The organism is Larkinella sp. C7 (genome assembly GCF_006149005.1).
Taxonomy (GTDB): Bacteria; Bacteroidota; Bacteroidia; order Cytophagales; family Spirosomataceae; genus Larkinella.
The window spans coordinates 752,210-774,794 of record NZ_VBSL01000001.1 but is presented as its reverse complement, the minus strand read 5'-3'; the positions used below and the strand labels follow the sequence as shown (position 1 = coordinate 774,794).

Sequence of the window (22,585 nt, the reverse complement as noted above, 5' to 3'; positions counted from 1 at the left end):
AACAAGAGTTTGGCCGGAACCGTTCGGTTACGTCACCGCAAATACTTTGGCCAGCAGCCGCGACAATGGGAGCAGACAGACAACAAGCATTGCCAGCGGAAACGAAGCAAAAGCGGCCACCCACGCGGCATTCATCACAATCAGCGACAACACCCCCGATTTAACCGCCATACCGATGTTTCGGCCCGTTGGTTCGCGAATGGCTTGCCAGAGGGGCGGAAAAATGAAGAAACCAAACAGTAAAAGAAACGGAATGGCCGTTCCTAATTGGTTTTGCTGCTGGGCAATCGCACCGATGCAGCCGATCACGAGTCCATACAGCAAACCGGCCACCCTGAGAACCATGGGTTTTCCACCATGCACCTCGCCCCGGCTGATCATCGTAATGGCGGCAATGTAGACAATCGGTATCACGCCCAGTGACGCCCAGAGCGGCACCTGATCGGGCAGAATACTGATACCCAGCACCAGATTCAGCCCCCGGCACAGGCCCATATTCAGTGGTCCGATGATGGCATTGTGTTTTCCAAACTTGTCGTAAACCAGCGATGCCACGCTAATCGCCACCGCCAGCCACCCCGCCGTTGGGTTCACCATCCAGGCCGCCACGATACCGATCAGCAATAATACACTTCCCAGTAAAGTTGCCTGTCCCAGACTCACCTGCCCGCTCGGAATGGGCCGTTCCGGTCGCTCGATGGCATCGAGTTCGGCATCGAAAACATCATTGAACACCACGCCCCCACCATACAGACCGACCGTCGACAGGCAAAGCCAGCCCACCGGCACCGGATCGGCATCAGGAATGAGGTAATAGCCGGCAATGGCCATTCCCGCCATGACATCGGCAACAGACGTAATGAGGTTGGCAGGGCGGGTTAGGCGAAGAAGCGGGAGTATGTTCAAGGGAATATCGAATATTGAATATTGAATAACGAATACTGAAGTCTAATGGATGTCATCAACCTTCGTTATTCGCCATTCGATATTCAATATTCATTATTTTTTACTTAATAATCGTTGATGATTTATCCACCCTCGGCGCTTGTCCTCCGCGCAAAACCGAACTGCCATTGTACCGCTGGCTCTGGTCGATGTCGATGGGTTGTTCGAAGTCGGCGAGGCTGATCTGGCCACTTTGGGCAAAAGCCGTCACAGCGTTTTCGAAGGTGACCAGACGGATGGTTTCGTCGGAAATACCGCGTTCTTTCATCAGGGCTGCGGTTTTCGGCAATGCCAGGGGATCACTGATGCCCCAGTCGGCCGCCGAGTTGATCATGATGCGTTCCGGGCCGTATTGTTTCACCACTTCCACCATGCGCTCATTGCCCATCTTGGTGAACGGATAAATCGTAAAACCAGCCCAGAATCCGCGATCCAGGACTTCCTTGACGGTTTCTTCGTTGTTGTGATCGACAATCACCATGCCGGGGTCCAGGCCGTGTTCGAGGGCAATGTCCATGCTGCGGCTGGTGCCCTGTTTTTTGTCGCGGTGGGGCGTGTGAATCTGAACGGGCAAACCGGCTTCTTTGGCCAGATCCAGTTGCGCGCGGTAGTATTTTTCTTCGGCGGGCGTCTGGTCGTCGAAACCAATTTCCCCTACGCCGACAACGCCTTCCTTGTAAATAAACAGCGGGAGAATTTCCATCACCTGCTCGGCCAGGGCCTCGTTGTTGGCTTCCTTGGAGTTCAAACCAATGGTGCAGTAATGCCGGATGCCAAATTGCGACGCCCGAAACCGCTCCCAACCCACAAGGCTGGCAAAATAATCGCGGAACGAATCGACGCCCGTGCGCGGCTGCCCGAGCCAGAAGGCCGGTTCGATCACGGCCACAATCCCGGCGTCGGCCATCGCCTGGTAGTCGTCCGTGGTGCGGGAGGTCATGTGGACGTGCATGTCAAAAAACTTCATCCCGCGTACTGTATCTAAAAAACTCATGCGTGTGTCGGCTTTAAAAAGCAAAGTTAGTTGGGTAGTCATCCAGTTGCAAGCGACCGGGAGAACGATTCTGATTCCGATGCTCTGAAAACCGGTTTTGAGCCATTAGAATACTATTAAAAACCGAAGCTTTCTCCATTTCGTTAAATAGATGCGGTGCGTTTATCGTTAATTAAGTAAAAGGTAAATTCAGTAACTTATGAAAACTATCGTTCGGATTCTGCTGTGGGTAGGCGTTTGTGGAGGCATAGGAAGTGGAGTCAGTTCCTGCCGACCCGACCCACTCGACAACCTGTCGCCCGAAGAGAGCCAGGTTTTTATTACCAATCATGATCGTTCGGTCAATTTTGCCAATTATAGAACGTTTAGTCTGCCGGATTCGGTGGTGGAAGTCAGTAATGATCAGCAGCAACTTTCCATGACGGGAATTGAGCAACCGTTTCTGGATCGTTTGGCCCAAACGCTCACCAGCCGTGGTTATCAGCGGGTGAACCGGAGCACCAACTCCGATCTGGGGGTTTCCGTGATGCGGGTCAACAACAGTTATGTAGGAGTTAACTCCATGCCCTTTTCGCCTTATTACCTCGATTACTGGGGCTACGGCGGTTTGGGCGGTTTTGGGGGCTTCAACCCCTATTACCCCAATTATTATTCGTTCTACGAGGTAAGCGACACCTACTGGCTGATTCAACTGATCGATTTGAAGAATGCAAATACCGCCAGTCAGGAGTTGAACGTCATCTGGCAGGCCCAGATTCGTGGCACCGGTATTTTTGATGCGACTTCGGTCGATTCCATCATTACCAAAGTGTTCGACCAATCAGCTTATCTGCGGGCTAATCAGTAAAGACAATAGAGGACAGACAAGAGAGAAAAGACAATCAGGGCGATCCCATCTTTCATCTCTTGTCTATCCTCTTTCATCAAAAAAACAGCCATGAATACGAAAATCATATGGAGTCTATTCGGCATCCTCTGGGCCATGGGAGCAGTGGCGCAGACAGATCAGGAACAAAAAGAGCGGGACATCGAGTTTAATAAAACACTCTACGAGCGGTTTGTCTCGGGCCGGGCTACAGTGTTCTACGGGGTTGGACTGCCCCAGGGTAGCCAGCAGAACTTCATCGACAAGGTGGGAAACCGCAATTTTGCCGTTGCCGTCGAAGCGATGTTTCCGGGTCGGTTTTCGGTCGGGGCACGCATTGGTCAGCAATACGTTTCGGAGCGGTTGCCGCGTCAGGTTTTTTCGTTTGAAGACGGAACAGATATCTCGGCGGTGCAAACCCGGGCGCTGACGACCATTCCGCTGCTAGCGATTGGCTCGGTATACCTGAACGACATCAACTCGGTTTTCCGACCGTATGTACAATTGGGTGCCGGTGGTGCTTACGTCGACTATGCCCGGTATTACGGCACGCTGGTGGATCAGAAAACCGGTGTTCGGGGCGCGGTGGCACCGGCCATTGGCGCCAAGTTTCAGTTTGGAAAAAACAATAACCTTGGCGGAGAAATCCAGGCGCAGTACCAGCACGTTTTCTTTAACTACAACGAGTTGAAAAACAGCACAAATTTGCTGTTTTCAGTCGGGTTATCGTATCGCTGGTTGTAAGCTAAATCCGGATTTCGGGAATCACCCCTTTATTGGCTTTCAATCGGTCATCCCTACAAAATGGGTCATCCCTACAAAATGGGTCATCCCTACGGGATTGCTGATTTGTCATGTTGCATCCTTCCCGGTTAAAAACGGGGGCTACAAAATGGGTCATCCCTACGGGATTGCTGATTTGTCATGTTGCCTCCTGCCCTCCCGGTTAAAACCGGGGGCTACAAAATGGATCATCCCTACGGGATTGCTGGTTTGCCATGTTGCATCCTTTTCGGTTAAAAACGGGGGCTACAAAATGGGTCATCCCTACGGGATTGCTGATTTGTCATGTTGCATCCTTCCCGGTTAAAAACGGGGGCTACAAAATGGATCATCCCTATGGGATTGCTGATTTGTCATGTTGCATCCTTCCCGGTTAAAAACGGGGGCTACAAAATGGATCATCCCTATGGGATTGCTGATTTGTCATGTTGCATCCTTCCCGGTTAAAAACGGGGGCTACAAAATGGGCTATCCCTACAGATTGTTTAGGCCAACAATCCCGTAGGGATGATTCATTTTGTAGCGGTGGGTTTTAACCCACTGAAATAGGCGGGATTGGGTGAAAAAATCCCGTAGGGATGACCCATTGAAGGCTAAACAAGATCGCCAGCCGATCCGTGGGTACGTAACAAACTTTCCAGTTCGGCCCGGTTGGCTTCGGTTACAAACGGTTTTACCAGCGTCCAGAGTTGCGGGGGAATGGTGCGTCCGGCCGCCCGACGCTCGTGGGCGTAGTCGACGGCGATGCGTGCCAGCGTTTCATTGGTGCGTTCTTCAAAACCGAGAATTTCCTCGACCGGTTTGTCGCAGAAGAAAGCCTTCATGACCAGTTGGTTCCAGGCGGGTTCGTCCAGTTGTTCGGCCGGATACGGATTCTGGAGCATGAGCGCATCCTGCACCGGACTCATGTTACTTCGAACGCCCTCAGTAGCTTGAAACCGCCAGTGTTCAGGAAACCGGAGGACCGGAATGGCCGAATACAAAGCTGCCAGTTCGTTCATTTCAGCGGCTTTGAACAGGTTTTCGATGGTGCTGAAATATACCGCCGGATCATTGGCAGGCAATTGGAGCAGCCACCACACGCGTGCCAGCCGGTCGAGCGACCAGCTTTCGACGGTAAAACCATTCCGTAAAGACTGGATTTCCTGCGCTTGGTCGGGCGAAACGCGAATGGATTGTTTACCGACAAACCGCGGAATGGCGGTAAAAACGCGGTAGAAAACCGCAGTGGTGGGTTGGTTGCGGTAGGCGTCGGCTTGTTGGGTCAGGTACGCAACGGCTTTTTCGGCGTCGGGTTGCTGCCGGATCAGGTCGAGGAGGGTGTCGGAAAGTGCTGGCGAATTCATGCCGTAAAAGTAGTAAGCAGATTGACGACTGCCAACTTACCCGGCCTTTGGGTGGGCCTGATTATACGCTTTCTTCAATTTATCGATCGTCGTGTGCGTATAGATCTGCGTCGCGGCCAGGCTGCTATGGCCCAGCAAATCCTTGATGGCGTTCAGATCGGCACCCCGGTTGAGCAGATGGGTGGCGTAAGTATGGCGCAGCACGTGCGGACTTTTCTTTTCCAGGGTCGTTACCAACCCCAGATACCGCTTTACAATCCGCTGAATCAGAACCGGGTACGATTTTACACCCTGGTCGCTCAGGATCAGAAAAAACGGGTCGGCGTTGGGACCAAACTCCGTTTCCTTCGTTTGCTGGTATTGTTGAATCAACGTGAACAAGGGCGTCGGCACCGGAATGATCCGGTGTTTGTTGCGTTTGCCCAACACCGTGATGGTTTTTTCGTACAGATTGACGTCGGCGGTTTTCAGCCCCACCAGTTCGGCGAGCCGGATGCCGGTACCGTAGAGGAGTTCCAGCACCAGTTTATCGCGCAACCCCTTGAAATCATCCGGGAAATCGACGTCGTCCAGCAAGGTTTCCATCGGTTTTTCTTCCACGAAAACCGGAATTTTTTTGCTGGTTTTCAGCGCCGAAACTTTCAGCATCGGGTCGGCGGCAATGGCTTTCCGGCGGAGCATAAACCCGAAAAAACTCCGGAGCGTGGCAATTTTCCGGTTGACGGATGTCTTATCCAGCCCGCTTTCGACCAGGCTCACAATCCAGGAACGAATCATGTGAAAGGTCGCCTGTTCGGGTTGTTCCAGCTCATACTGGCTTTTCAGATAGGCCTGAAACTGGTCGATGTCAATGCGATACGCCGTCAGGGTATGATGGCTCAGGCGTTTCTCGTAGCGGATGTGTTCAAGGAAAGTCGAAACCATAGAGCGTTGAGAGTCGGAATACACAACAAGATACCATAAAAAAAGCAGTAAGCGAATGCCTACTGCCAACCCATGCTGTTGTCGGTGCTTTTACTACAGACTATACTTCACTATTGCTGCCGTACATTTTTTCACGGTAAACCGCTTTCAGGATTTCCTGACGACGTTTGATCGAAGGTTTCTGGAAAGCAGTCCGGGAACGCAGGGCGCGCAATACGCCGGTTTTTTCAAATTTTTTCTTAAAGCGCTTGAGGGCTTTGTCAATTGACTCGTTTTCTTTGACGTTTATGATAAGCATATCCTGCAATTCGTTAATTTTCTGATACCAAACGGATTGCAAAGGTATGTTTCCAGAAGGAAAAAACCAATAGTTTTGCACGAAATGATTAACAACGAAATGGTCGAATGGTTAAATGGTTATTGATGGTAAAAAATGGTTCAATGGACACCAGCCATTTTAACCATTGAACCCTTTTTAGCCACCAGGAACCATTTAACCATCCATTCCATGAAACAAGCCGTTATTGACCTCGGAACCAATACCTTCCATTTGATGATTACGGACGCAGGGCGGACGCTTTTTCGCGAGAGCCGACCGACGAAAATTGGGAAATCCGGTATCAATCAGGGCCTGATCACCGACGAAGCCACCGAGCGGGCGTTAACGGTTCTGCGGTATTTTCGGGATGTGCTTGACGGGCACCAGGTTTTGCCCGAAGACGTCGTTGCCATCGGTACCAGCGCCATCCGCAACGCGGGAAACCAGGCTGCGTTTCTTGAACGGATTCGGCAGGAAACCGGGATTGTCATCCGGACCATCTCGGGCGACGAAGAAGCGGGTTATATTTATGCCGGGGTGCGGGCTGCGGGCGCGCTGGATGATAACATGGCACTGGTAATCGACATCGGTGGCGGCAGCGTCGAATTTATTTTGTGTACGGAGCGACGGGTCTACTGGAAACAAAGTTTTGAAATCGGCGGGCAACGGTTGCTGGAACGGTTTATGGATACCGACCCGATCAGTCCGTCGGCGGTCAATCGGCTGAACCGCTATTTTCAGGAACAACTCCTGCCGTTGACGAATGCGGTTCACCAATACGCACCCGTTGCGCTGGTGGGTTCGTCGGGTTCGTTCGATACGCTGGTCGATCTGCAGTTTATGCACGAAAAAGGCCATTTGCCGGACGAAGGCCAGACGGCTTTTGAGTTGCCGATCCGCGAATTTTACCGGTCTTATGAATTGTTATTAACCCGCAACCACGCAGAACGGATGCAACTGCCGGGCATGATCGAGTTGCGCGTCGATATGATTGTGGTGGGTGTCTGCCTGATCGATTACGTGCTGCGGGCCTACGGGATTCAGCAGATCCGGGTGTCGACATATTCGCTGAAAGAAGGCGTTCTGGCCGGTATTTTTCAACCCTGAAAAGAACGGTTTTGACGCGGGAATGCCTTAAAATTAACTAATTAACTATATTTTTTACGTACCCAATGGCAGCAGACGAAAGAGAACGATCGTATAACTGGGAAGATCCCATGCAGGGCGCACAGGCCGCCAAAACCATGTCCGGACTGGAATATTTACAAAGCATTCAGGATGGCATCAACCCGCTTCCGCCCATTTGTCAGACGCTGGATTTTGACCCGGTGTCCATGGAAGACGGCAAAGCGGTTTTTTCTGTGATTCCCTCTGAATTCCATTACAATCCGATTGGTGTAGTACACGGCGGTTTGTTGAGCACTCTCTGTGATTCGGCCATGGGTTGCGCCATTCACACCAAACTGGCGGCTGGCGTTGGCTACACCACCCTTGAACTGAAAGTGAATCTGGTGCGGCCCGTGACGGCCAAAACCGGTAAGCTCATCTGCACCGGAACCGTTATCCACGTCGGTCGCAGTGTTGCCACGGCCGAAGCACGGGTAGAAGATGCGCAGGGCAAACTCTACTCCCACGCGACCTCGACGTGTATGATTTTGAAGTAAAGTTGGAGGATGGTTGAATGGTTGGGATGGTTAAGAATGGTTGGAGGGCTAGCTGCTATCTTTAACCATTCTTAACCATCCCAACCATTTTTATCCATCAGAGCCATTCAGCCATCCTTTAACCATCCCAACCTTCAAACCATTACTTCCTGTGTATCGTCGTTGCTGCGGCCTGGGCGGAAGCCAGAATCGTCATGTCGGCAATGGTCACGTGGGGCGGGGCGGTGACGGCGTATACGACGGCATCGGCAATGTCCGTAGCGGTTAGTGGGGAGAAGCCTTCGTAAATCTTGGCCGCCCGCGCTTCGTCGCCTTTGAAACGAACCAGCGAAAACTCGGTTTCGACCGCACCAGGGGCCACGTTGGTAATTTTAATGCCGTATTGGGTCAAATCCAGCCGCATTCCTTCGCTCAAAGCTTCGACGGCGGCTTTTGAAGCACAGTAGACCCCGCCGTTCGCGTAGGTCTGTTTCCCGGCAATGGAACTGATGTTGACGATATGACCGTGCCCGTTGGCCACCATGCCCGGCGCAACCGCCCGTGTAACATACAGCAAGCCCTTCACGTTGCCGTCGATCATCGCATCCCAGTCGTCCACGTCGCCTTCGTGAATTGGCCCCATGCCGTGCGCGTTGCCGGCGTTGTTGATCAGAATATCGATGGTTTTCCAGTCGGCAGGCAGGGTAGCGATAGCGGTTTCAACGGCGGCCCGGTCGCGAACGTCGAAGTTGAGCGTGTAACACGCTGAATCCCGGCTGAGAGTCTGTTGTAATTCGTCCAGGCGTTCTTGCCGTCGGCCACACAAAATGAGTCGGTACTTCAGTTTGGAGAAAGCGGTCGCAATGGCAAGACCGATGCCGGAGGTGGAGCCGGTGATTAGAGCGGTTGGGGTCATTTTATTCCTGTTTTGTTGAAAAAACGGTTGGTGAAAAAGCAGCCAGGCAGGATCATTCCGAACCAATTCCGCTTCTCAGACGCTTTAAACGGCTATAATAGCGATTATTTAGCGATTCTTTTCTACCTTGGGATTTAGACTACTCGTCAATGAACCCCATTCTTTCCCTATTTCTACTTCTTGCCGTTTTTTTCCTGCCTTCCGACCGCCTGACGCGGAAAGCCCATAAAATTCACCAGCGTATATTGACGCTCGACACCCACGCCGATGCGCCGATCAACATGGTGAAAGACGGTTTTGACGTGGGTGAGCGGCACGACCGGGTGCGCGACAAGTCGCAGATCGACTTTCCCCGCATGAAAGAAGGCGGGATGGATGCGATGTTTTTTGCGGTTTATCTGGCTCAGGGACCTCGCACGCCGGAAGGCCACGCGGAGGCCAAAGCCCGGGCACTTGCCATTTTTCAAAGTATCGATGCCGCTTTGAAAAAACACCCCGATCAGGCCGAACTGGCAACGACACCCGCCGATGCTTACCGGATTGAAAAAGCCGGGAAGCGGGCGGTTTTTATCGGTATGGAAAATGGCTACCCGGTGGGCGAAGATCTGGCAATGCTGAAGACGTATTTCGACCTGGGTTGCCGCTACATTACGCTCGCTCACTTTGCCAACAACGCCATCTGCGACTCCGCAACCGATCCAGATGGTCCGCTTTACAACGGATTGAGTGATTTTGGTAAAAAGGTGGTACCGGAAATGAACCGACTCGGCATTCTGATCGATGTGTCCCATATTTCCGATAAATCATTTTACGACGTGCTGGCCTTGTCGAAAGCACCGGTGATTGCGTCTCACTCCAACGTGCGTGCGCTTTGCAATTTTCCGCGGAATATGACCGACGAAATGATCCAGGCACTAGCCGCGAAAGGCGGGGTGATTCAGGTGAATTTCGTAACCGATTACCTCCGGAAACCGTCGGACGAACACCGTCAGGCGTTGAATTCCATCCGGATGTCGGGTGTGGGCCGGCTAGTGACCCCGGAAATGCGGACGCGTCTTGATGCGAAGGAAGATTCGATTCAGAAACGGTATGCCTATGAACGGGCTAGCGTGGCGGACATCGTCAAACACATCGACTACATTGTCCGGCTGGTAGGCATCGACCATGTCGGCATTGGCAGCGATTTCGATGGGGGCGGGGGCGTCAACGGTCTGGAGGATGTCAGCGAAATCGAAGCCCTGACCTTGGAACTGGTACGGAAAGGCTATTCTGAACAGGACATTGCCAAAATCTGGGGCGGGAATTTGCTGCGGGTGCTGGGGCAGGCCAAAGTGCCGCAATAGTTTTTGAGAGAAAAGAAGAAAGACAAAAGAGTAGAGACAGAAATCTGGTGTAGCCAGGTTCCAGGTCTTTACTCCCTTGTCTTTCTTCTTTATTCTATGACTTCCTTACGCCTTTTCGCAGAATTCTTCAAAAGCCATTTCCAGGTGCTGGGCGATCATTTGCGCTGAGCGTCCTTCGATGTGGTGGCGCTCGATAAAGTGCACCAGTTCGCCATCTTTGAAAATACCGATGGCCGGTGATGACGGCGGATAAGGCAGGAGATACTCGCGCATCCGGGCCGTGGCTTCAAAATCGACGCCGGCAAAAACCGTCACCAGTTTGTCGGGTTTGATACCGCTCAGGTTTAAAGCCGCCTTAACGCCGGGACGGGCTGCACCAGCCGCGCAACCGCAGACCGAGTTGACGACTACCAGCATGGTGCCTTCGGCATTGTCCATGGCCTCATCGACTTTTTCGGCGGTGCTCAGGTCCTCGAAACCGACGCTTAGCAGGTCGTCTTTCATCGGGGCAACTAAATGTGGAGGATACATTGTATTGAGTTTTTAAAGTGTATAGTAAATGGTTGTAATGGTTAGATGGCAGTAATGGTTGAATGGTTAGAAATGGCTGAATGGTTTGTCTCGTACGGCTAGCTATCCAACCATTGCAACCATACAACCCTTTTCAACCCATTAACCATAGTAACCATCGAACCGTTCAAGTTACATAAAGCCCAGTTCCAGCTTGGCCACTTCCGACATCATTTCGGTGGAATAGGTCGGTTCGAATGTCAGCTCGACGCTCACATCGTTGACGCCTTCGATGCTCCGGACTTTCGCTTCGATCTCCCCCGGAATGGTTCCGGCCGATGGGCAGGAGGGGGAGGTCAACGTCATCAGAATGTAGACGTTGTTGATCGGAAATATTTTGATTTCGTAGATCAACCCCAATTCGTACACGTCTACCGGAATTTCCGGATCATAGACTTCTTTCAGGGCTTTTACGACTTGTTCTTTGAGTTCTTCGTCATTCATGACTTTCTGCTTTATAGCGTTGGCTGTTCGGCCGTACGGTTTTTACCAGCTTGTGCCGCCGAAAATTGCTTCATCTGCTGAATCATGGAAGCCAGTCCGCCGGCCCGCCGGGAGGTTACTAAGTTACTCAATCCAATTCGGTCAATGAAATACAAATCGGCGTTGGCAATGTCTTCGGCTTTTTCATTCGACAAAATCCGGATCAATAAACTCACCAGCCCTTTGCTAATTTGGGCGGTCGGTTCGCTGTCGGCTTCAAAATGGACGGTGTCGCCCCGCATTTCGGAATGCAGCCACACTTTCGACTGACAGCCCCGAATCAGGTTCTCATCCGTCTGGAACTGCACCGGCATGGGCGGCAATTTCTTGCCGATGTCGATGATGTATTGCGTCTTATCGAGCTGATCGTCAAAGAGATCGAAGTCTTCGATAATTTCGTCCTGCTTCTCGTTGATGGTCATATTTATAACCTGCCCATTCATTGGGCGAATTGCTAACCGCTTTTTACAAGATTACAACATCATTTTTTTGACCCGCAGCAAACCTTGTACCAGCCGGTCAATCTCCTCTTTCGTGTTGTAAACCGCAAAGGACGCCCGGGTGGTTCCCGTGAGGTTAAACCGGCGCATCAATGGCTGCGTACAGTGGTGGCCTGTCCGGACGGCAATGCCCTGCTGATCCAGAATGACGCCCGTATCCTGGTGGTGAATCCCGTCCAGAACGAACGAAACGACGCTGATCTTTTCGGCACTTTGGCCAATAATCCGCAAACCTTCGATACTTTCGAGTGCTTCGGTCGCATACTCGAGCAGGCTGTGTTCGTAATCCGCTATCTTTTTCTTGCCAAGTGTTTCGATGTACTCCAGTGCCGCATACACCGCAATGACATCGGCAATGTTAGGCGTTCCGGCTTCAAACTTGTACGGCAGATCGTTGTAGGTGGTTTTCTCGAAGGTAACTTCCTTGATCATTTCGCCACCTCCCCGCCAGGGCGGCATGGCATTCAGCATATCCCGTTTGCCGTAGAGAACGCCCATGCCCGTCGGGCCATAAAGCTTATGCGCCGAAAAGACGTAAAAATCCGCATCCAGTGCCTGCACATCGATGTCGATGTGTGAACTGGCCTGTGCACCATCGATCAGCACTTTGGCCCCCACGGCGTGCGCTTTTTCGATGAGAAACTTCACCGGGTTGATGGTGCCCATCGCGTTCGAAACGTGAACGGCGGAGACAAATTTGGTCCGTTCCGAAAGTAGCTTTTCGTACTCTTCCAGAATCAGATCGCCGTTATCGTCAATGGGAATGACTTTCAGGACGCAGCCTTTTTCTTCGCAAAGCATCTGCCAGGGGACGATGTTGGAGTGGTGCTCCATCGTCGTGATGATGATTTCATCCCCTTCTTTCAAAAACCGCCGTCCGTAGGTCTGGGCCACGAGGTTAATCCCGTCGGTGGTGCCGTAGGTAAAGATGATTTCCTCGACATGGGCCGCGTTCAGAAACTGTTGAATGGCCCGGCGCGAGGCTTCAAAGGCCGACGTCGCTTTTTCGGCCAGCGTATGGATTCCCCGGTGAATGTTGGCATTGTAGCCTTCGTAATACCGGGTCAGGGCGTGGAGAACCGGAAGCGGTTTTTGGGTCGTCGCTGCGTTATCAAAATATACCAGTTGCCGACCGTTCACGACCTGATCGAGAATCGGAAAATCCCGGCGAATGGCTTCAATATCAAGGATTTCGTGTGTCGCAGTTTGCATGGAAATCAGAGTGAGCTGTCAGAAAATAACACGAAGCGACAGGGAATGGTGCGAAGATTTATGATAATATCGAATAGTGATAACGAATGTTGAATAGCGAAATGAAGAGAACTTCGGCGTTCGTTATTCAACATTCGTTATTCGATATTTCAGTTTTATTATCGTGCAAGTTTGGCCTGAATCCGGCGTTCCAGTTGCTCGCGGAGCGGATCGATTTTGATCTTTTTGATCACATCTTCCGCAAAGGCGAACATCAGCAGCGATTGGGCTTCCGTTTTCGGAATACCGCGCGACTGAAGATAAAATAACGCTTCTTCGTTCAGTTTTCCGGTGGTCGTACCGTGCGAACACTTCACGTCGTCGGCGAAAATTTCCAACTGCGGTTTGGTGTTCATGGTGGCATCGTTCGACAGCACCACGTTTTTGCACGACTGGTAGGCGTTGGTCTTCTGGGCGTCCTGACGAACGAAAATCTTGCCGTTGAAGACCCCCGTCGAACGGTCTTCCAGAATCCCTTTATACAATTCGTTGCTGTGTGAATTCGGTTTGCGGTGATCCACCAGCGTGTGGTTGTCGATGTGCTGGCGTCCGTTCGGGAAATACAAACCGTACATGTGCGCTTCGCAGTTGGAACCGTCGAGGGCGATGTTCAGGTTGTTGCGGATAAAACCGCCATCGAGGGTGACGGTAGCCGAATAAAAATGGCTGCGGTCTTGCTGATACACCTGCGTTGTGCCGATGTGGTAAGCCATATCCGATTCGTTCTGGATTTTGTAATACTCCATCCGGGCGTCTTCGGCCACCACGATCTCGGTGACGACGTTGGTAAAGCTGGCCTGATCGCCCAGGGTTCGGAACGATTCGGCGACTTTGACTTCCGCGTTTTGATCGACAATAAACAGGTTGCGCGGCTGCGAAGCCACGTTCATCTGCCGGGCATCGGAAATGAAGCGCAGAATGGTCGGTGCTTCCACCGTCGTATGGGCGGGGACATGAATCACCACGCCTTCGCTGGCAAAAGCCGTGTTCAGGGCAGTGAAAGCATTGTCCTGAAAATCAGCATATTTCGCAAAATACTGATTCAGCAAATCCGGCGTATTTTTGACCGCTTCGGCCAGTGTCGTGATCGAAAGCTGATCGGCCGGGCTGACAATCTTCGACAACTGGGGCTGATACTGGCCGTTGACAAAGTAGAGAACGTTACCGTTGAGCTGCGACGACTCCAACTGGGCCAGATCTTCCAGCGTGATCGCGGAAGGGGCATTGAATTCGAATACCTCCTTGATTAAGCTATTGACGTTGGTATATTTCCACTCTTCGTGTTTGACGGTGGGGAAACCCAGGCGATCGAACTGGTTGAGGGCTTCGCGCCGGATTTGATGCAAAGCCGACTTGCTGGCTCCGTTCATCCGCTCTTCCGAGGTTCGGAAATCCGCCAGTAGCCTGGATTTGAGATCGTTATGAGGCTGATTGTTCATCTTTATGAGTTAAGACGGGGCCGCCCGTGCGGTTAAGAGTTAAGAATTAAGAATTAAAGAGCATCCCGTGAAATAACTCTTAACTCTTAATTCCTAACTCTTAACTAAAAAATTAGACCGTTTCCACTTCTGCCTTGATCCAGTCGTAGCCTTTTTCTTCCAGCTCGAAAGCCAGCTCTTTCGGACCTGACTTCACGATCCGGCCTTTGTACAGGACGTGAACGTAATCCGGCACAATGTAGTCGAGCAGCCGCTGGTAGTGAGTTACCACGATCGTAGCCCGTTCCGGTGAGCGGAGTTGGTTGACGCCTTCGGCCACAATCCGGAGGGCGTCGATGTCCAGTCCGGAGTCGGTTTCGTCCAGAATCGCCAGCTTGGGTTCCAGCATCGCCATTTGAAAAATCTCGTTCCGTTTCTTTTCACCGCCCGAGAATCCTTCGTTCAGTGACCGGCTCAGCAACGATTGATCGATATTCACCAGTTTCATCTTCTCCTTCATCAGTTTCAGAAACTGAACGGCATCCAGCGGATCCTGACCCCGGTATTTCCGGATCTCATTCATGGCGGTTTTCAGGAAGTTAGTCGTGCTGACCCCCGGAATCTCCACCGGATATTGAAAAGCCAGGAAAATTCCTTCGGCGGCCCGGTTTTCCGGAGCCATTTCCAGCAGGTCTTTGCCTTCAAACAGCACACTACCACCGGTCACATCATAATCTTCGCGACCCGCCAGCACCGATGCCAGGGTGCTTTTTCCGGAACCGTTCGGTCCCATGATCGCGTGTACTTCACCGGGTTTGACTTCCAGGTTGATACCCTTTAATATCTCTTTACTGCCAATAGATGCTTGTAAATTGCTAATAGTTAGCATAACAGGAGGTTGATTTCGACTCAATTAAACTGCAAAGGTAATGCATGAAGCGATAGCTACACGATTTGATAACAATTTAGACCCGTTAAAAGTTGACGCTCACCGCATTTCGTTGGCAGACACGGCCCGACTTTTTTTTTCAGTACCCAATGCCTTACCTTGCAACTTGATGAAGTATTCCCTTTTTTGGTCATTGGTCGTATGCAAAATAGTAATCATCAGGTGCGCACACAGGAAATCAGGGTGACTTCAGAAGTCGGTTCGCTGAAACGGCTGCTGATTCACAGCCCCGACCGCGGCCTGGGAAAAGTTGTCCCTTCCAAGGCACAGGACTGGCTTTTTGAAGACATCGTTCACCTGGAAACGATGCGGAAAGACGAGTATGACTACTACGTAAAAATTCTGCTGTATTTTCTGGATCCGGATAAAATACGGGGCAAACTGGCCGAAATCAATGCCGATTCCGAGCGTAATTTTTTTAAACCCGACCACCCGGACTATTTTCGGTCCGACGCCGTTATCGATATTCAGCACTTGCTGACCGAAATTTTAGCCGATGAAGTCATCCGCACCCGGCTGATTTCGGGAATTTGCGCCGTTGAACGGTGTAGTTTCCTCATTCAGAGTCAGTTGTATACGTATGATCCGGTTGAATTGTCGAAAATTCTGATTTCCGGATCACTGCCCGACCGAACGATGCTGTTCGCGCCCTTGCCGAATTTCATCTTCACGCGCGACATTGGCATAGTTATTAATAGCCATATTTTACTGAACAAGCCCGCCAAGCTGGCCCGGACCCGCGAAGCGTTTCTGGCCCAGTACATTTTCTTTTATCACCCGTTGTTTAGCAAATACCGGGATAAAATTATCGAAATACCGGACAACGAGCATCATTTTCTGCTGCCCGATAACGAAGTGAGCAACGACTATTCGCGGTCGACGCTCGAAGGGGGCGATGTGATGATGGTGGCTAAAAACCACCTGTTGATCGGCTGTAGTGAACGAACGACTTTGTATGCCGCCCAGCAGGTTATTCGTTTGTTATTTGACAAAAATGTGGTCGACAAAGTGACGATTGTCAAGATTCCGAAAAAGCGGGATTACATGCACATCGACACCATTTTTACGCAGGTAAAACGCAACGTCTGGGTGTTGCTGGGATCGTTGGGACGCACAGGTGACGAAGCCCGGAAGCGTGATTTGCTGCATTTCCTGGCCCCGAAAGACGTTCCGGACGACTTGCGGATCATCCAGTTCAGGAAAGGAGAGGAGCAGAAACCGGTGGAGATCGAAAACCTGGAAGACCTGCTGACGGCCATCAGCCGGGACGATCTGGGCTGTCTGGAACCGGTGCGGTTTATTTATTCCGGAAACAACGAGTTCCCGTTCGGAGCCCGCGAACAATGGACGGATTCCTGTAATCTGCTGGCACTGAAAGACGGGGTAGTGATTGGGTATGACCGGAACGACAAGACTCTGGAGGCCTTTCGCCAGGCGGGCTTCGAAACCGTGCGGGCGGCCGACCTGCTGGACCGGTTTGAGCGGGGTGAAGCCGACCCGGAAACCCTTGAAAATACATTTATCCTGTTGCCGTCGGCTGAACTGTCGAGGGCGCGGGGCGGTTCCCATTGCATGAGTTTACCTTTGTTACGTGCCGAGTTATAACCCTAATTCCTAACCCTATGCAATCACAGACAACCTCAAACCTTCTCATGATCAGGCCCGTACGGTTTGGGTTCAATGCGCAAACCGTCGGGAGCAACGCGTTTCAGAACGCTGATATGGCGACTCAGTCCCAGGATGTGGCACAGGAAAATGCCCTTCGTGAATTTGACGACATGACGCATCAGTTGATGGCTGCCGGGGTGAACGTCATCATTTACGACGATTTGCCGGAGCCGTATACGCCTGATTCCATTTTTCCGAACAACTGGGTGTCGTTTCACTTCAGCGGTACGGTTGTGCTCTACCCGATGCAGGCGCCCAACCGCCGGCTCGAACGGCGGTTGGACATCATCGATGATCTGGCAAAAAAATACCACGTTGCCAAAATTGTCGATCTGACGCATTTTGAACAGGAAGGAAAATACCTCGAAGGAACCGGTAGTCTGGTGCTTGACCGGATGAAGAAGATTGCCTACGCCTGTCTGTCGCCCCGAACCGATGCCGACGTTCTGGCTGAGTTCAGCCACCAAACCGGGTATAGTGTCGTCGCCTTTTCAGCCGTCGATGCGGCAGGCATACCGGTTTATCATACCAATGTGATGATGTGCATTGGCGACGTTTTTGCTATAGTGTGTCTGGCGGCCATTGCCGACCCCGACGAGCGGTTGATGGTTCGGCAGGCACTGGTGAACAGCGGGAAGCACGTGATCGATATTACACTGGAGCAAATGGCTCATTTTGCGGGAAACATGCTGCTGGTGACAACCCAGAAAGGACAAAAATTGCTGATTATGTCGACACGGGCGTTTAATTCGCTTTCGACCCGGCAGCAGGACGAATTGGACGATTTCGCTACGCTGTTCCATTTCAATCTGTCAACGATCGAAGGAAACGGGGGGGGCTCGGCGCGGTGTATGATGGCCGAAATTCATCTGCCTTCCCGGTAGAGAAGTGTTACTGAACAGAGAATCAGGATACCGAGCCATGAATTGATCATTCATTAATAGGACCTGAAACCGCAGGAGTTGACAGAAACTCTCTTTATAATAAGTTCGTGCTTATCCTTTTTCGAATTGTATTTATTTGCTATTTTCTTGTATCTTTAATACCGTTTAATAACTTAATTGTAGCAACATATACTTTTACTTTTTCAATTCTTCAAAACTATAGTCATTTGTGTTAACAAATTAGTAACAAACGTGTTCGAGCATAATAGAAAACAATTGCTTTGACAAACTAATTCTAATTAAGTTCGTTATATTTACAAATCGGTAACATATTAAAGGTGATTGGATTTTAAAAACCCTAGCAATCATGATCGCAGAAAAAAAACGGATTTCAAAGTACAGCAGTTGCCTGAATTTTACGGCGAATGCTTTAGCGAGAGTAATGACTAACATTTCCGACGATGAATTTGGTCGGTTAGGCCTCACGGCTTCCCATGCTTTTGTTTTGAAAGAAGCCATCGAAAATCCCGGTATTCAGCCGAAGGAATTGAGTGGAGAATTGCATTTGACGCCATCGACCATTACCCGTCTGATTGAAAAATTGGAATTGAAAAAACTGGTAGAGCGGAAAATCGAGGGAAAACACACGCTGGTTTACGCAACGGAGAAAGGGATTACCATGCTACCGGACATCAAAAAAGCGTGGGACAACCTGATGCGTCGTTACGCTGATATCCTGGGTGATGAAAGTTCCCGCCGGATGACTGACATGCTATACGGGGCGGTGAAAGCGCTGGGAAAAGATTCATAATCTTCCGTTTTAACACGAAATGGAGTAATGATTGTGCAATCATGTATGGAGTGAAAATGCCTGAAAAAGGTCGTTTTTTAAACAATTTCAGTGATTGAATAGTAGAGTTGGTGGGGTTACGTTGCTACCCGAAGGGACCGACGTGCTTCAACTCTACCATTCAATCATTGAAATCATGAACACCAATCACGAAAAGGTTGCCTTAGTAACCGGTGCAAACCGGGGATTGGGCAAAGAGATTTCTCAGGAGTTGTGTAAAAAAGGCTATGCGGTTTTCATGGCCTCCCGCGATATAGAAAAAGGCCGCGAAGCTGTTCATGAGCTTTGTGGGCAGGGGTATGAAGCCCTCTTTCTGCACCTGGATGTAACTGATCCGGTCAGTGTCAAAAATGCGTACGGTGCCTTTTCCCAAAAGGCCAGTCATTTGGATGTGCTGGTAAACAATGCCGCCATTCTGGAAGAGACGGACCGGCATGTGTCGATCTGCAAGCTCAACATTGAATCGCTGGAACGCACCCTGAAAACCAATTTGATTGGTCCCATCATGGTGATTCAGAATTTTTTGCCATTTCTGGAAAAAGGCCGAACCGGTGCCCGCATCATCAACGTGACCAGTGACTTAGGCTCGCTTTCCCATATGCAGGATAGTTATCCGGCCTACAGTCTTTCCAAAACCGCCCTGCACGCCATGACCCGCCAGTTTTCGGCTGCCCTGGTGGGGAAAAATATTGCGGTTAACTGCGTCAATCCGGGTTGGGTGCAAACCAGCATGGGAGGAGAGGGGGCCAATCGCTCTCCTGAAAAAGGAGCGGAAACCACCCTCTGGTTGGCCACTGAAGCTCCTCTGGCCGAAACCGGAAAGTTCTGGAAAGACAAGCGGGAAGTGCCGTGGTAAGCGGAATCTGCTATCTTTGTACCTTCCTGAACCTTAACACGATTCCCATGAATCTTACCGGAAAAGCCGGGCTTCTTTCCGCCGGTCTGTTGCTACACGCATTCCTAGGTTTTAGTTACGGCAGTCCGTCCGGCGGTGCCGATTCCGTCAAAGTTACCGCAACGGGTGCCGTTCCGAAGCAGATTTCCAGCCAGTTCAAGTTTACGGAAGGTCCCGCCGTCAATAAAAAAGGAGATATTTATTTCACCGATCAGCCCAACGATAAAATCTGGAAGTATGACACCGACGGCCATCTGTCGCTGTATATGGACAAAACCGGGCGTTCCAACGGTCTGTATTTCGACAGGAAAGGCAATTTGATTGCCTGTGCCGACGAAAAAGATGAGCTGTGGTCGATCAGCCCGAAAGGGAAGGTGACGGTTTTGCTGACGGATTTCGAAGGCAAACGGCTCAATGGCCCCAACGACTTGTGGATTGACGCGAAAGGTGGTATTTATTTCACGGATCCCTATTATCAGCGAGACTACTGGGAGCGAAAAAAACCGGATATTGAAGGCCAGAAGGTCTATTATTTGCCCAAAGGGAAAAAGCAACCGGTCGTTGTCGATGGTGATCTGATGCAACCCAACGGAATTGTGGGCACGCCCGACGGTAAGTCTCTGTATGTCGCCGATATTCGCGCTGGCAAAACATATAAGTACCAGATCAACGACGACGGCACGCTGACCAATCGCCAACTTTTTGTTTCACAGGGTTCCGATGGCATGACGATCGATGATCAGGGCAATGTTTACCTGAGTGGCAGAGGGGTAACGGTTTACAATCCGGCGGGTGAAAAACTGCAGGTTATTCCGGTTCCGTCCCGCTGGGTGGGTAATCTTTGTTTTGGTGGGAAAGACCGCCGTACGCTGTTTATTACGGCTTCGGAGTCGGTTTATACCCTGGAGATGCAGGTGAAAGGTGTGGAGTAAAGAAACCAAAGATATTCTTACTAAAAAAGCCAGCCTTCAATTTGAAGGCTGGCTTTTTTAGTAAGAATGAGACCGTTGCGCTAGGCGAGGATGCGAACGCGCACCGGCGTAGCAATGATCTGAGTGCCGTCATCTAGGGTTACCTGAAAAATAAAGGCAATCTCCCGGAAACCCGGTAGCGCAACCGGCGTACTCGGAACGGCGGGACGCTTCGTGGCAAAATCCTTAACGGTCGTCGTAAACTCCACGGTGGTGCCGCTGCCGGCAATCGGAGCTGCATTGTAATTACCCGCCGTAGCCACAGTTCCGGCGTTGATGCTGGTGGCACCAGCGGCTACTTTCGAAATCTCCTTGATCGTCCGGCCACTGGAAGACGGGATTGACAGCGTGATTTTGATGTTGCCACCTGCGGCTACCGACGTTTCGTAATACGGGTCGAAACCGTAAGTCGTGGCACCGGTGTAGGTGACCGGAACGGCCGGGCGGTTATCCTGAACGAGGTCACTGTAAACGTAGTCGTCTTTGCAGGAAACTCCGGCCAGCGCGAGTACGGTAAGCAAAAGGAATTGTGTTATTTTTTTCATGATTGTATTTCGTTAACGAATGACCGATTAATCAACATCCCACCACACTCGTACGTTAGACTGTGGCCCCGGATTTGGGAAAGCCGGATTCCGCTCGATTTCCTGGGTGATGTAAGCCGCCCGCACTGGTCGGGTTCCATCGATCCCCACGGCATTCTGCGATGCTGTCAAGCGGGGGTACCCGGTTCTGCGCCAGTCGTTCCACGACTCCAGACCGTTGCCGGTCCAGGCAATCCATTTCTGGGTGATGATCTGCTCCAGTTGCTGCTCTTTGGTTCCGGTCAGGGTGGCGATGTTCGGATTGGCGGCCAGATAGGCTGCAATGTCGGCATCAGCAACACCCGCCAGTTTCATCGAAGCCGTAATGCCTTCGGTATACAGCGTCTGCGGATTGCCCGGCGTTCCCAGGATCAAGGCCGATTCGGCCAGGATAAACGCCCGTTGGAAGTTGGTCAGCAGCCGGACCGGACCTTCACCACTCGTTCCCGTGACATATGGACTGTAGCGTGACCAGTTGGCTGGCGGAGTGGGCAATGTACCCCGAAAACCGTTGTCAATAGTGACGTAATCAGCCGCCGGTTTGGTGAAGAACTTGGCCAGCCGGGGGTCGGTTTTGGTCGGATCTGTGGCACTGGGCCGTAGCACGTTCAGAAACCGGGTGCTCATAATCAGCTCGTTGCTGAAAGAAGCGAAGATGGCCAGGTTCCACATAGGACTGGTACTACCCACGTTGCTGCCAAATTTTACGTTCAAATCGAGCGCGTTGCTGTTGATATACAGGTTTTTAGTCAACACTTCGTTGATCACCTGCGTCGCCAGTTGCGGTTCTTTCCGGCTGATGGTATTGGCGAGTTTCAGCATCAGGGTGTAACCCGCCCGTTTCCAGTTATCCATGTTGCCACCGTAAACCATGTCTTCGGCGGCAGGCTTGGAAGTCGAAGCAGCCTCCAGGTCGGCCAGACCTTCGCGCACCAGATCAAAAAGGCTCTGAATTCCTAAGGCTTGATTGCCTTTGTAGATGTCTTCCTGCTTGTCCAACCGCGGCTGAATGAACTCTTCACCCTTCAGCGCCTGCGAATACGGTACATCGCCCCATACGTCCGTAGCAATGCTGAACGTATAGGCTTTCATGATTTTGGCAATACCGGTATAGGCTTTGGCGTTGGTCTGGTCGGCGGCTTCGATCAATTTCTGATAGTTGACGAGCGCACCACCATAGATGTCAAAGCGCCACTGGTTTCCAAAATCGGCACCGTTCGTATTGAAGATATCGTAGGCAGCCGGGCTACCACCGGCACCCGCCAGGTAGTTCATCACCACCGAGCCAAACCGGTTGAGTTCACCATTATTGGCAAACGCGGAACCCGCTAAAGCAGTAGGCAATAAAACCGGTGGCGTTACAGCCGTAGGTTTGTTGGGATCGAGGTTGATATCGTCCACAAAATTGCTGCAGGCCCCGATTGACAGCATCAGCGGAACCAGAAGAAATTTTTTATAATTCAAGACTTTCATTGTCGGAAGAA

24 protein-coding genes are annotated in these 22,585 nt (G+C 51.2%); 10 read left to right on the top strand and 14 right to left on the bottom strand.

What is annotated here, in order from left to right:
• Window positions 1–27: 27 nt before the first annotated feature.
• Together eboC and FH871_RS03090 are read right to left on the bottom strand one after the other, a co-directional pair.
• Window positions 28–906 (bottom strand): UbiA-like protein EboC, encoded by an 879-nt coding sequence (eboC, locus tag FH871_RS03095; protein ID WP_171062744.1) that lies wholly within the window; start codon window positions 904–906, stop codon window positions 28–30.
• Between the two features lie 100 nt (window positions 907–1,006).
• The gene (locus tag FH871_RS03090) at window positions 1,007–1,939 is read right to left on the bottom strand and encodes a TatD family hydrolase (protein ID WP_114404204.1); all 933 of its coding nucleotides are present in this window, start codon (window positions 1,937–1,939) and stop codon (window positions 1,007–1,009) included.
• Window positions 1,940–2,138: 199 nt separating this feature from the next.
• Between FH871_RS03090 and FH871_RS03085 the strand changes: the two genes are divergently transcribed.
• Window positions 2,139–2,786 (top strand): DUF4136 domain-containing protein, encoded by a 648-nt coding sequence (locus tag FH871_RS03085; protein ID WP_138989846.1) that lies wholly within the window; start codon window positions 2,139–2,141, stop codon window positions 2,784–2,786.
• Between the two features lie 90 nt (window positions 2,787–2,876).
• Window positions 2,877–3,548: a porin family protein gene (locus FH871_RS03080; protein ID WP_138989845.1), complete on the top strand. Its 672-nt coding sequence runs from the start codon at window positions 2,877–2,879 to the stop codon at window positions 3,546–3,548.
• Between the two features lie 632 nt (window positions 3,549–4,180).
• On the opposite strand, the gene FH871_RS03075 is transcribed toward FH871_RS03080, so the two are convergent.
• The 3 genes from FH871_RS03075 to rpsU form a co-directional block, all read right to left on the bottom strand.
• Entirely contained in the window at window positions 4,181–4,933 is a 753-nt protein-coding gene (locus tag FH871_RS03075) for an EboA domain-containing protein (RefSeq protein ID WP_171062743.1), read from the bottom strand.
• A gap of 36 nt (window positions 4,934–4,969) precedes the next feature.
• Window positions 4,970–5,857: a tyrosine-type recombinase/integrase gene (locus FH871_RS03070; RefSeq protein ID WP_138989844.1), complete on the bottom strand. Its 888-nt coding sequence runs from the start codon at window positions 5,855–5,857 to the stop codon at window positions 4,970–4,972.
• Between the two features lie 100 nt (window positions 5,858–5,957).
• Window positions 5,958–6,155, bottom strand: a complete 198-nt coding sequence (gene rpsU, locus FH871_RS03065; protein WP_114404259.1) for a 30S ribosomal protein S21 — start codon at window positions 6,153–6,155, stop codon at window positions 5,958–5,960.
• Between the two features lie 210 nt (window positions 6,156–6,365).
• On the opposite strand from rpsU, the gene FH871_RS03060 reads away from it, so the two are divergent.
• Both FH871_RS03060 and FH871_RS03055 read left to right on the top strand, forming a co-directional pair.
• Window positions 6,366–7,283, top strand: a complete 918-nt coding sequence (locus FH871_RS03060) for a phosphatase (protein WP_138989843.1) — start codon at window positions 6,366–6,368, stop codon at window positions 7,281–7,283.
• Window positions 7,284–7,348: 65 nt separating this feature from the next.
• Window positions 7,349–7,840 (top strand): PaaI family thioesterase, encoded by a 492-nt coding sequence (locus FH871_RS03055; protein WP_138989842.1) that lies wholly within the window; start codon window positions 7,349–7,351, stop codon window positions 7,838–7,840.
• A gap of 142 nt (window positions 7,841–7,982) precedes the next feature.
• On the opposite strand, the gene FH871_RS03050 is transcribed toward FH871_RS03055, so the two are convergent.
• Entirely contained in the window at window positions 7,983–8,735 is a 753-nt protein-coding gene (locus FH871_RS03050) for an SDR family NAD(P)-dependent oxidoreductase (protein ID WP_138989841.1), read from the bottom strand.
• A 149-nt stretch (window positions 8,736–8,884) separates the two neighbouring features.
• Between FH871_RS03050 and FH871_RS03045 the strand changes: the two genes are divergently transcribed.
• Window positions 8,885–10,078, top strand: a complete 1,194-nt coding sequence (locus FH871_RS03045) for a dipeptidase (protein ID WP_138989840.1) — start codon at window positions 8,885–8,887, stop codon at window positions 10,076–10,078.
• Window positions 10,079–10,183: 105 nt separating this feature from the next.
• On the opposite strand, the gene FH871_RS03040 is transcribed toward FH871_RS03045, so the two are convergent.
• The 6 genes from FH871_RS03040 to sufC form a co-directional block, all read right to left on the bottom strand.
• Window positions 10,184–10,609, bottom strand: coding sequence for a BrxA/BrxB family bacilliredoxin (locus FH871_RS03040; RefSeq protein WP_114404197.1), 426 nt, complete (start codon window positions 10,607–10,609; stop codon window positions 10,184–10,186).
• 171 nt (window positions 10,610–10,780) lie between these two features.
• Window positions 10,781–11,092 carry a DUF59 domain-containing protein gene (locus FH871_RS03035; protein WP_138989839.1) on the bottom strand — a complete coding sequence of 104 codons (312 nt, stop codon included), beginning with the start codon at window positions 11,090–11,092 and terminating at the stop codon, window positions 10,781–10,783.
• 11 nt (window positions 11,093–11,103) lie between these two features.
• Complete coding sequence (locus tag FH871_RS03030; protein WP_138990242.1) at window positions 11,104–11,553, bottom strand: SufE family protein; 450 nt, start codon at window positions 11,551–11,553, stop codon at window positions 11,104–11,106.
• A 51-nt stretch (window positions 11,554–11,604) separates the two neighbouring features.
• On the bottom strand, window positions 11,605–12,843 hold the full coding sequence (locus FH871_RS03025; protein WP_138989838.1) for a cysteine desulfurase: 1,239 nt from the start codon (window positions 12,841–12,843) through the stop codon (window positions 11,605–11,607).
• A 158-nt stretch (window positions 12,844–13,001) separates the two neighbouring features.
• Window positions 13,002–14,321 carry a Fe-S cluster assembly protein SufD gene (sufD, locus tag FH871_RS03020; protein ID WP_138989837.1) on the bottom strand — a complete coding sequence of 440 codons (1,320 nt, stop codon included), beginning with the start codon at window positions 14,319–14,321 and terminating at the stop codon, window positions 13,002–13,004.
• A 112-nt stretch (window positions 14,322–14,433) separates the two neighbouring features.
• Window positions 14,434–15,189, bottom strand: coding sequence for a Fe-S cluster assembly ATPase SufC (sufC, locus tag FH871_RS03015; protein ID WP_138989836.1), 756 nt, complete (start codon window positions 15,187–15,189; stop codon window positions 14,434–14,436).
• Between the two features lie 201 nt (window positions 15,190–15,390).
• Between sufC and FH871_RS03010 the strand changes: the two genes are divergently transcribed.
• From FH871_RS03010 to FH871_RS02990, 5 genes are all read left to right on the top strand, one after another.
• Window positions 15,391–16,854, top strand: coding sequence for an arginine deiminase family protein (locus tag FH871_RS03010; RefSeq protein ID WP_138989835.1), 1,464 nt, complete (start codon window positions 15,391–15,393; stop codon window positions 16,852–16,854).
• Window positions 16,855–16,871: 17 nt separating this feature from the next.
• On the top strand, window positions 16,872–17,801 hold the full coding sequence (ctlX, locus tag FH871_RS03005) for a citrulline utilization hydrolase CtlX (RefSeq protein ID WP_138989834.1): 930 nt from the start codon (window positions 16,872–16,874) through the stop codon (window positions 17,799–17,801).
• 442 nt (window positions 17,802–18,243) lie between these two features.
• Window positions 18,244–18,612, top strand: a complete 369-nt coding sequence (locus FH871_RS03000; RefSeq protein ID WP_229312029.1) for a MarR family winged helix-turn-helix transcriptional regulator — start codon at window positions 18,244–18,246, stop codon at window positions 18,610–18,612.
• 175 nt (window positions 18,613–18,787) lie between these two features.
• A complete protein-coding gene (locus FH871_RS02995) occupies window positions 18,788–19,507 on the top strand; it encodes an SDR family NAD(P)-dependent oxidoreductase (protein WP_138989833.1) in 720 nt (239 codons plus the stop codon).
• 47 nt (window positions 19,508–19,554) lie between these two features.
• Window positions 19,555–20,478 (top strand): SMP-30/gluconolactonase/LRE family protein, encoded by a 924-nt coding sequence (locus FH871_RS02990; protein WP_138989832.1) that lies wholly within the window; start codon window positions 19,555–19,557, stop codon window positions 20,476–20,478.
• Window positions 20,479–20,558: 80 nt separating this feature from the next.
• On the opposite strand, the gene FH871_RS02985 is transcribed toward FH871_RS02990, so the two are convergent.
• Together FH871_RS02985 and FH871_RS02980 are read right to left on the bottom strand one after the other, a co-directional pair.
• Window positions 20,559–21,062, bottom strand: a complete 504-nt coding sequence (locus FH871_RS02985) for a hypothetical protein (protein ID WP_171062742.1) — start codon at window positions 21,060–21,062, stop codon at window positions 20,559–20,561.
• A gap of 27 nt (window positions 21,063–21,089) precedes the next feature.
• Window positions 21,090–22,574, bottom strand: a complete 1,485-nt coding sequence (locus tag FH871_RS02980; RefSeq protein ID WP_138989830.1) for a SusD/RagB family nutrient-binding outer membrane lipoprotein — start codon at window positions 22,572–22,574, stop codon at window positions 21,090–21,092.
• Window positions 22,575–22,585 lie beyond the last annotated feature (11 nt).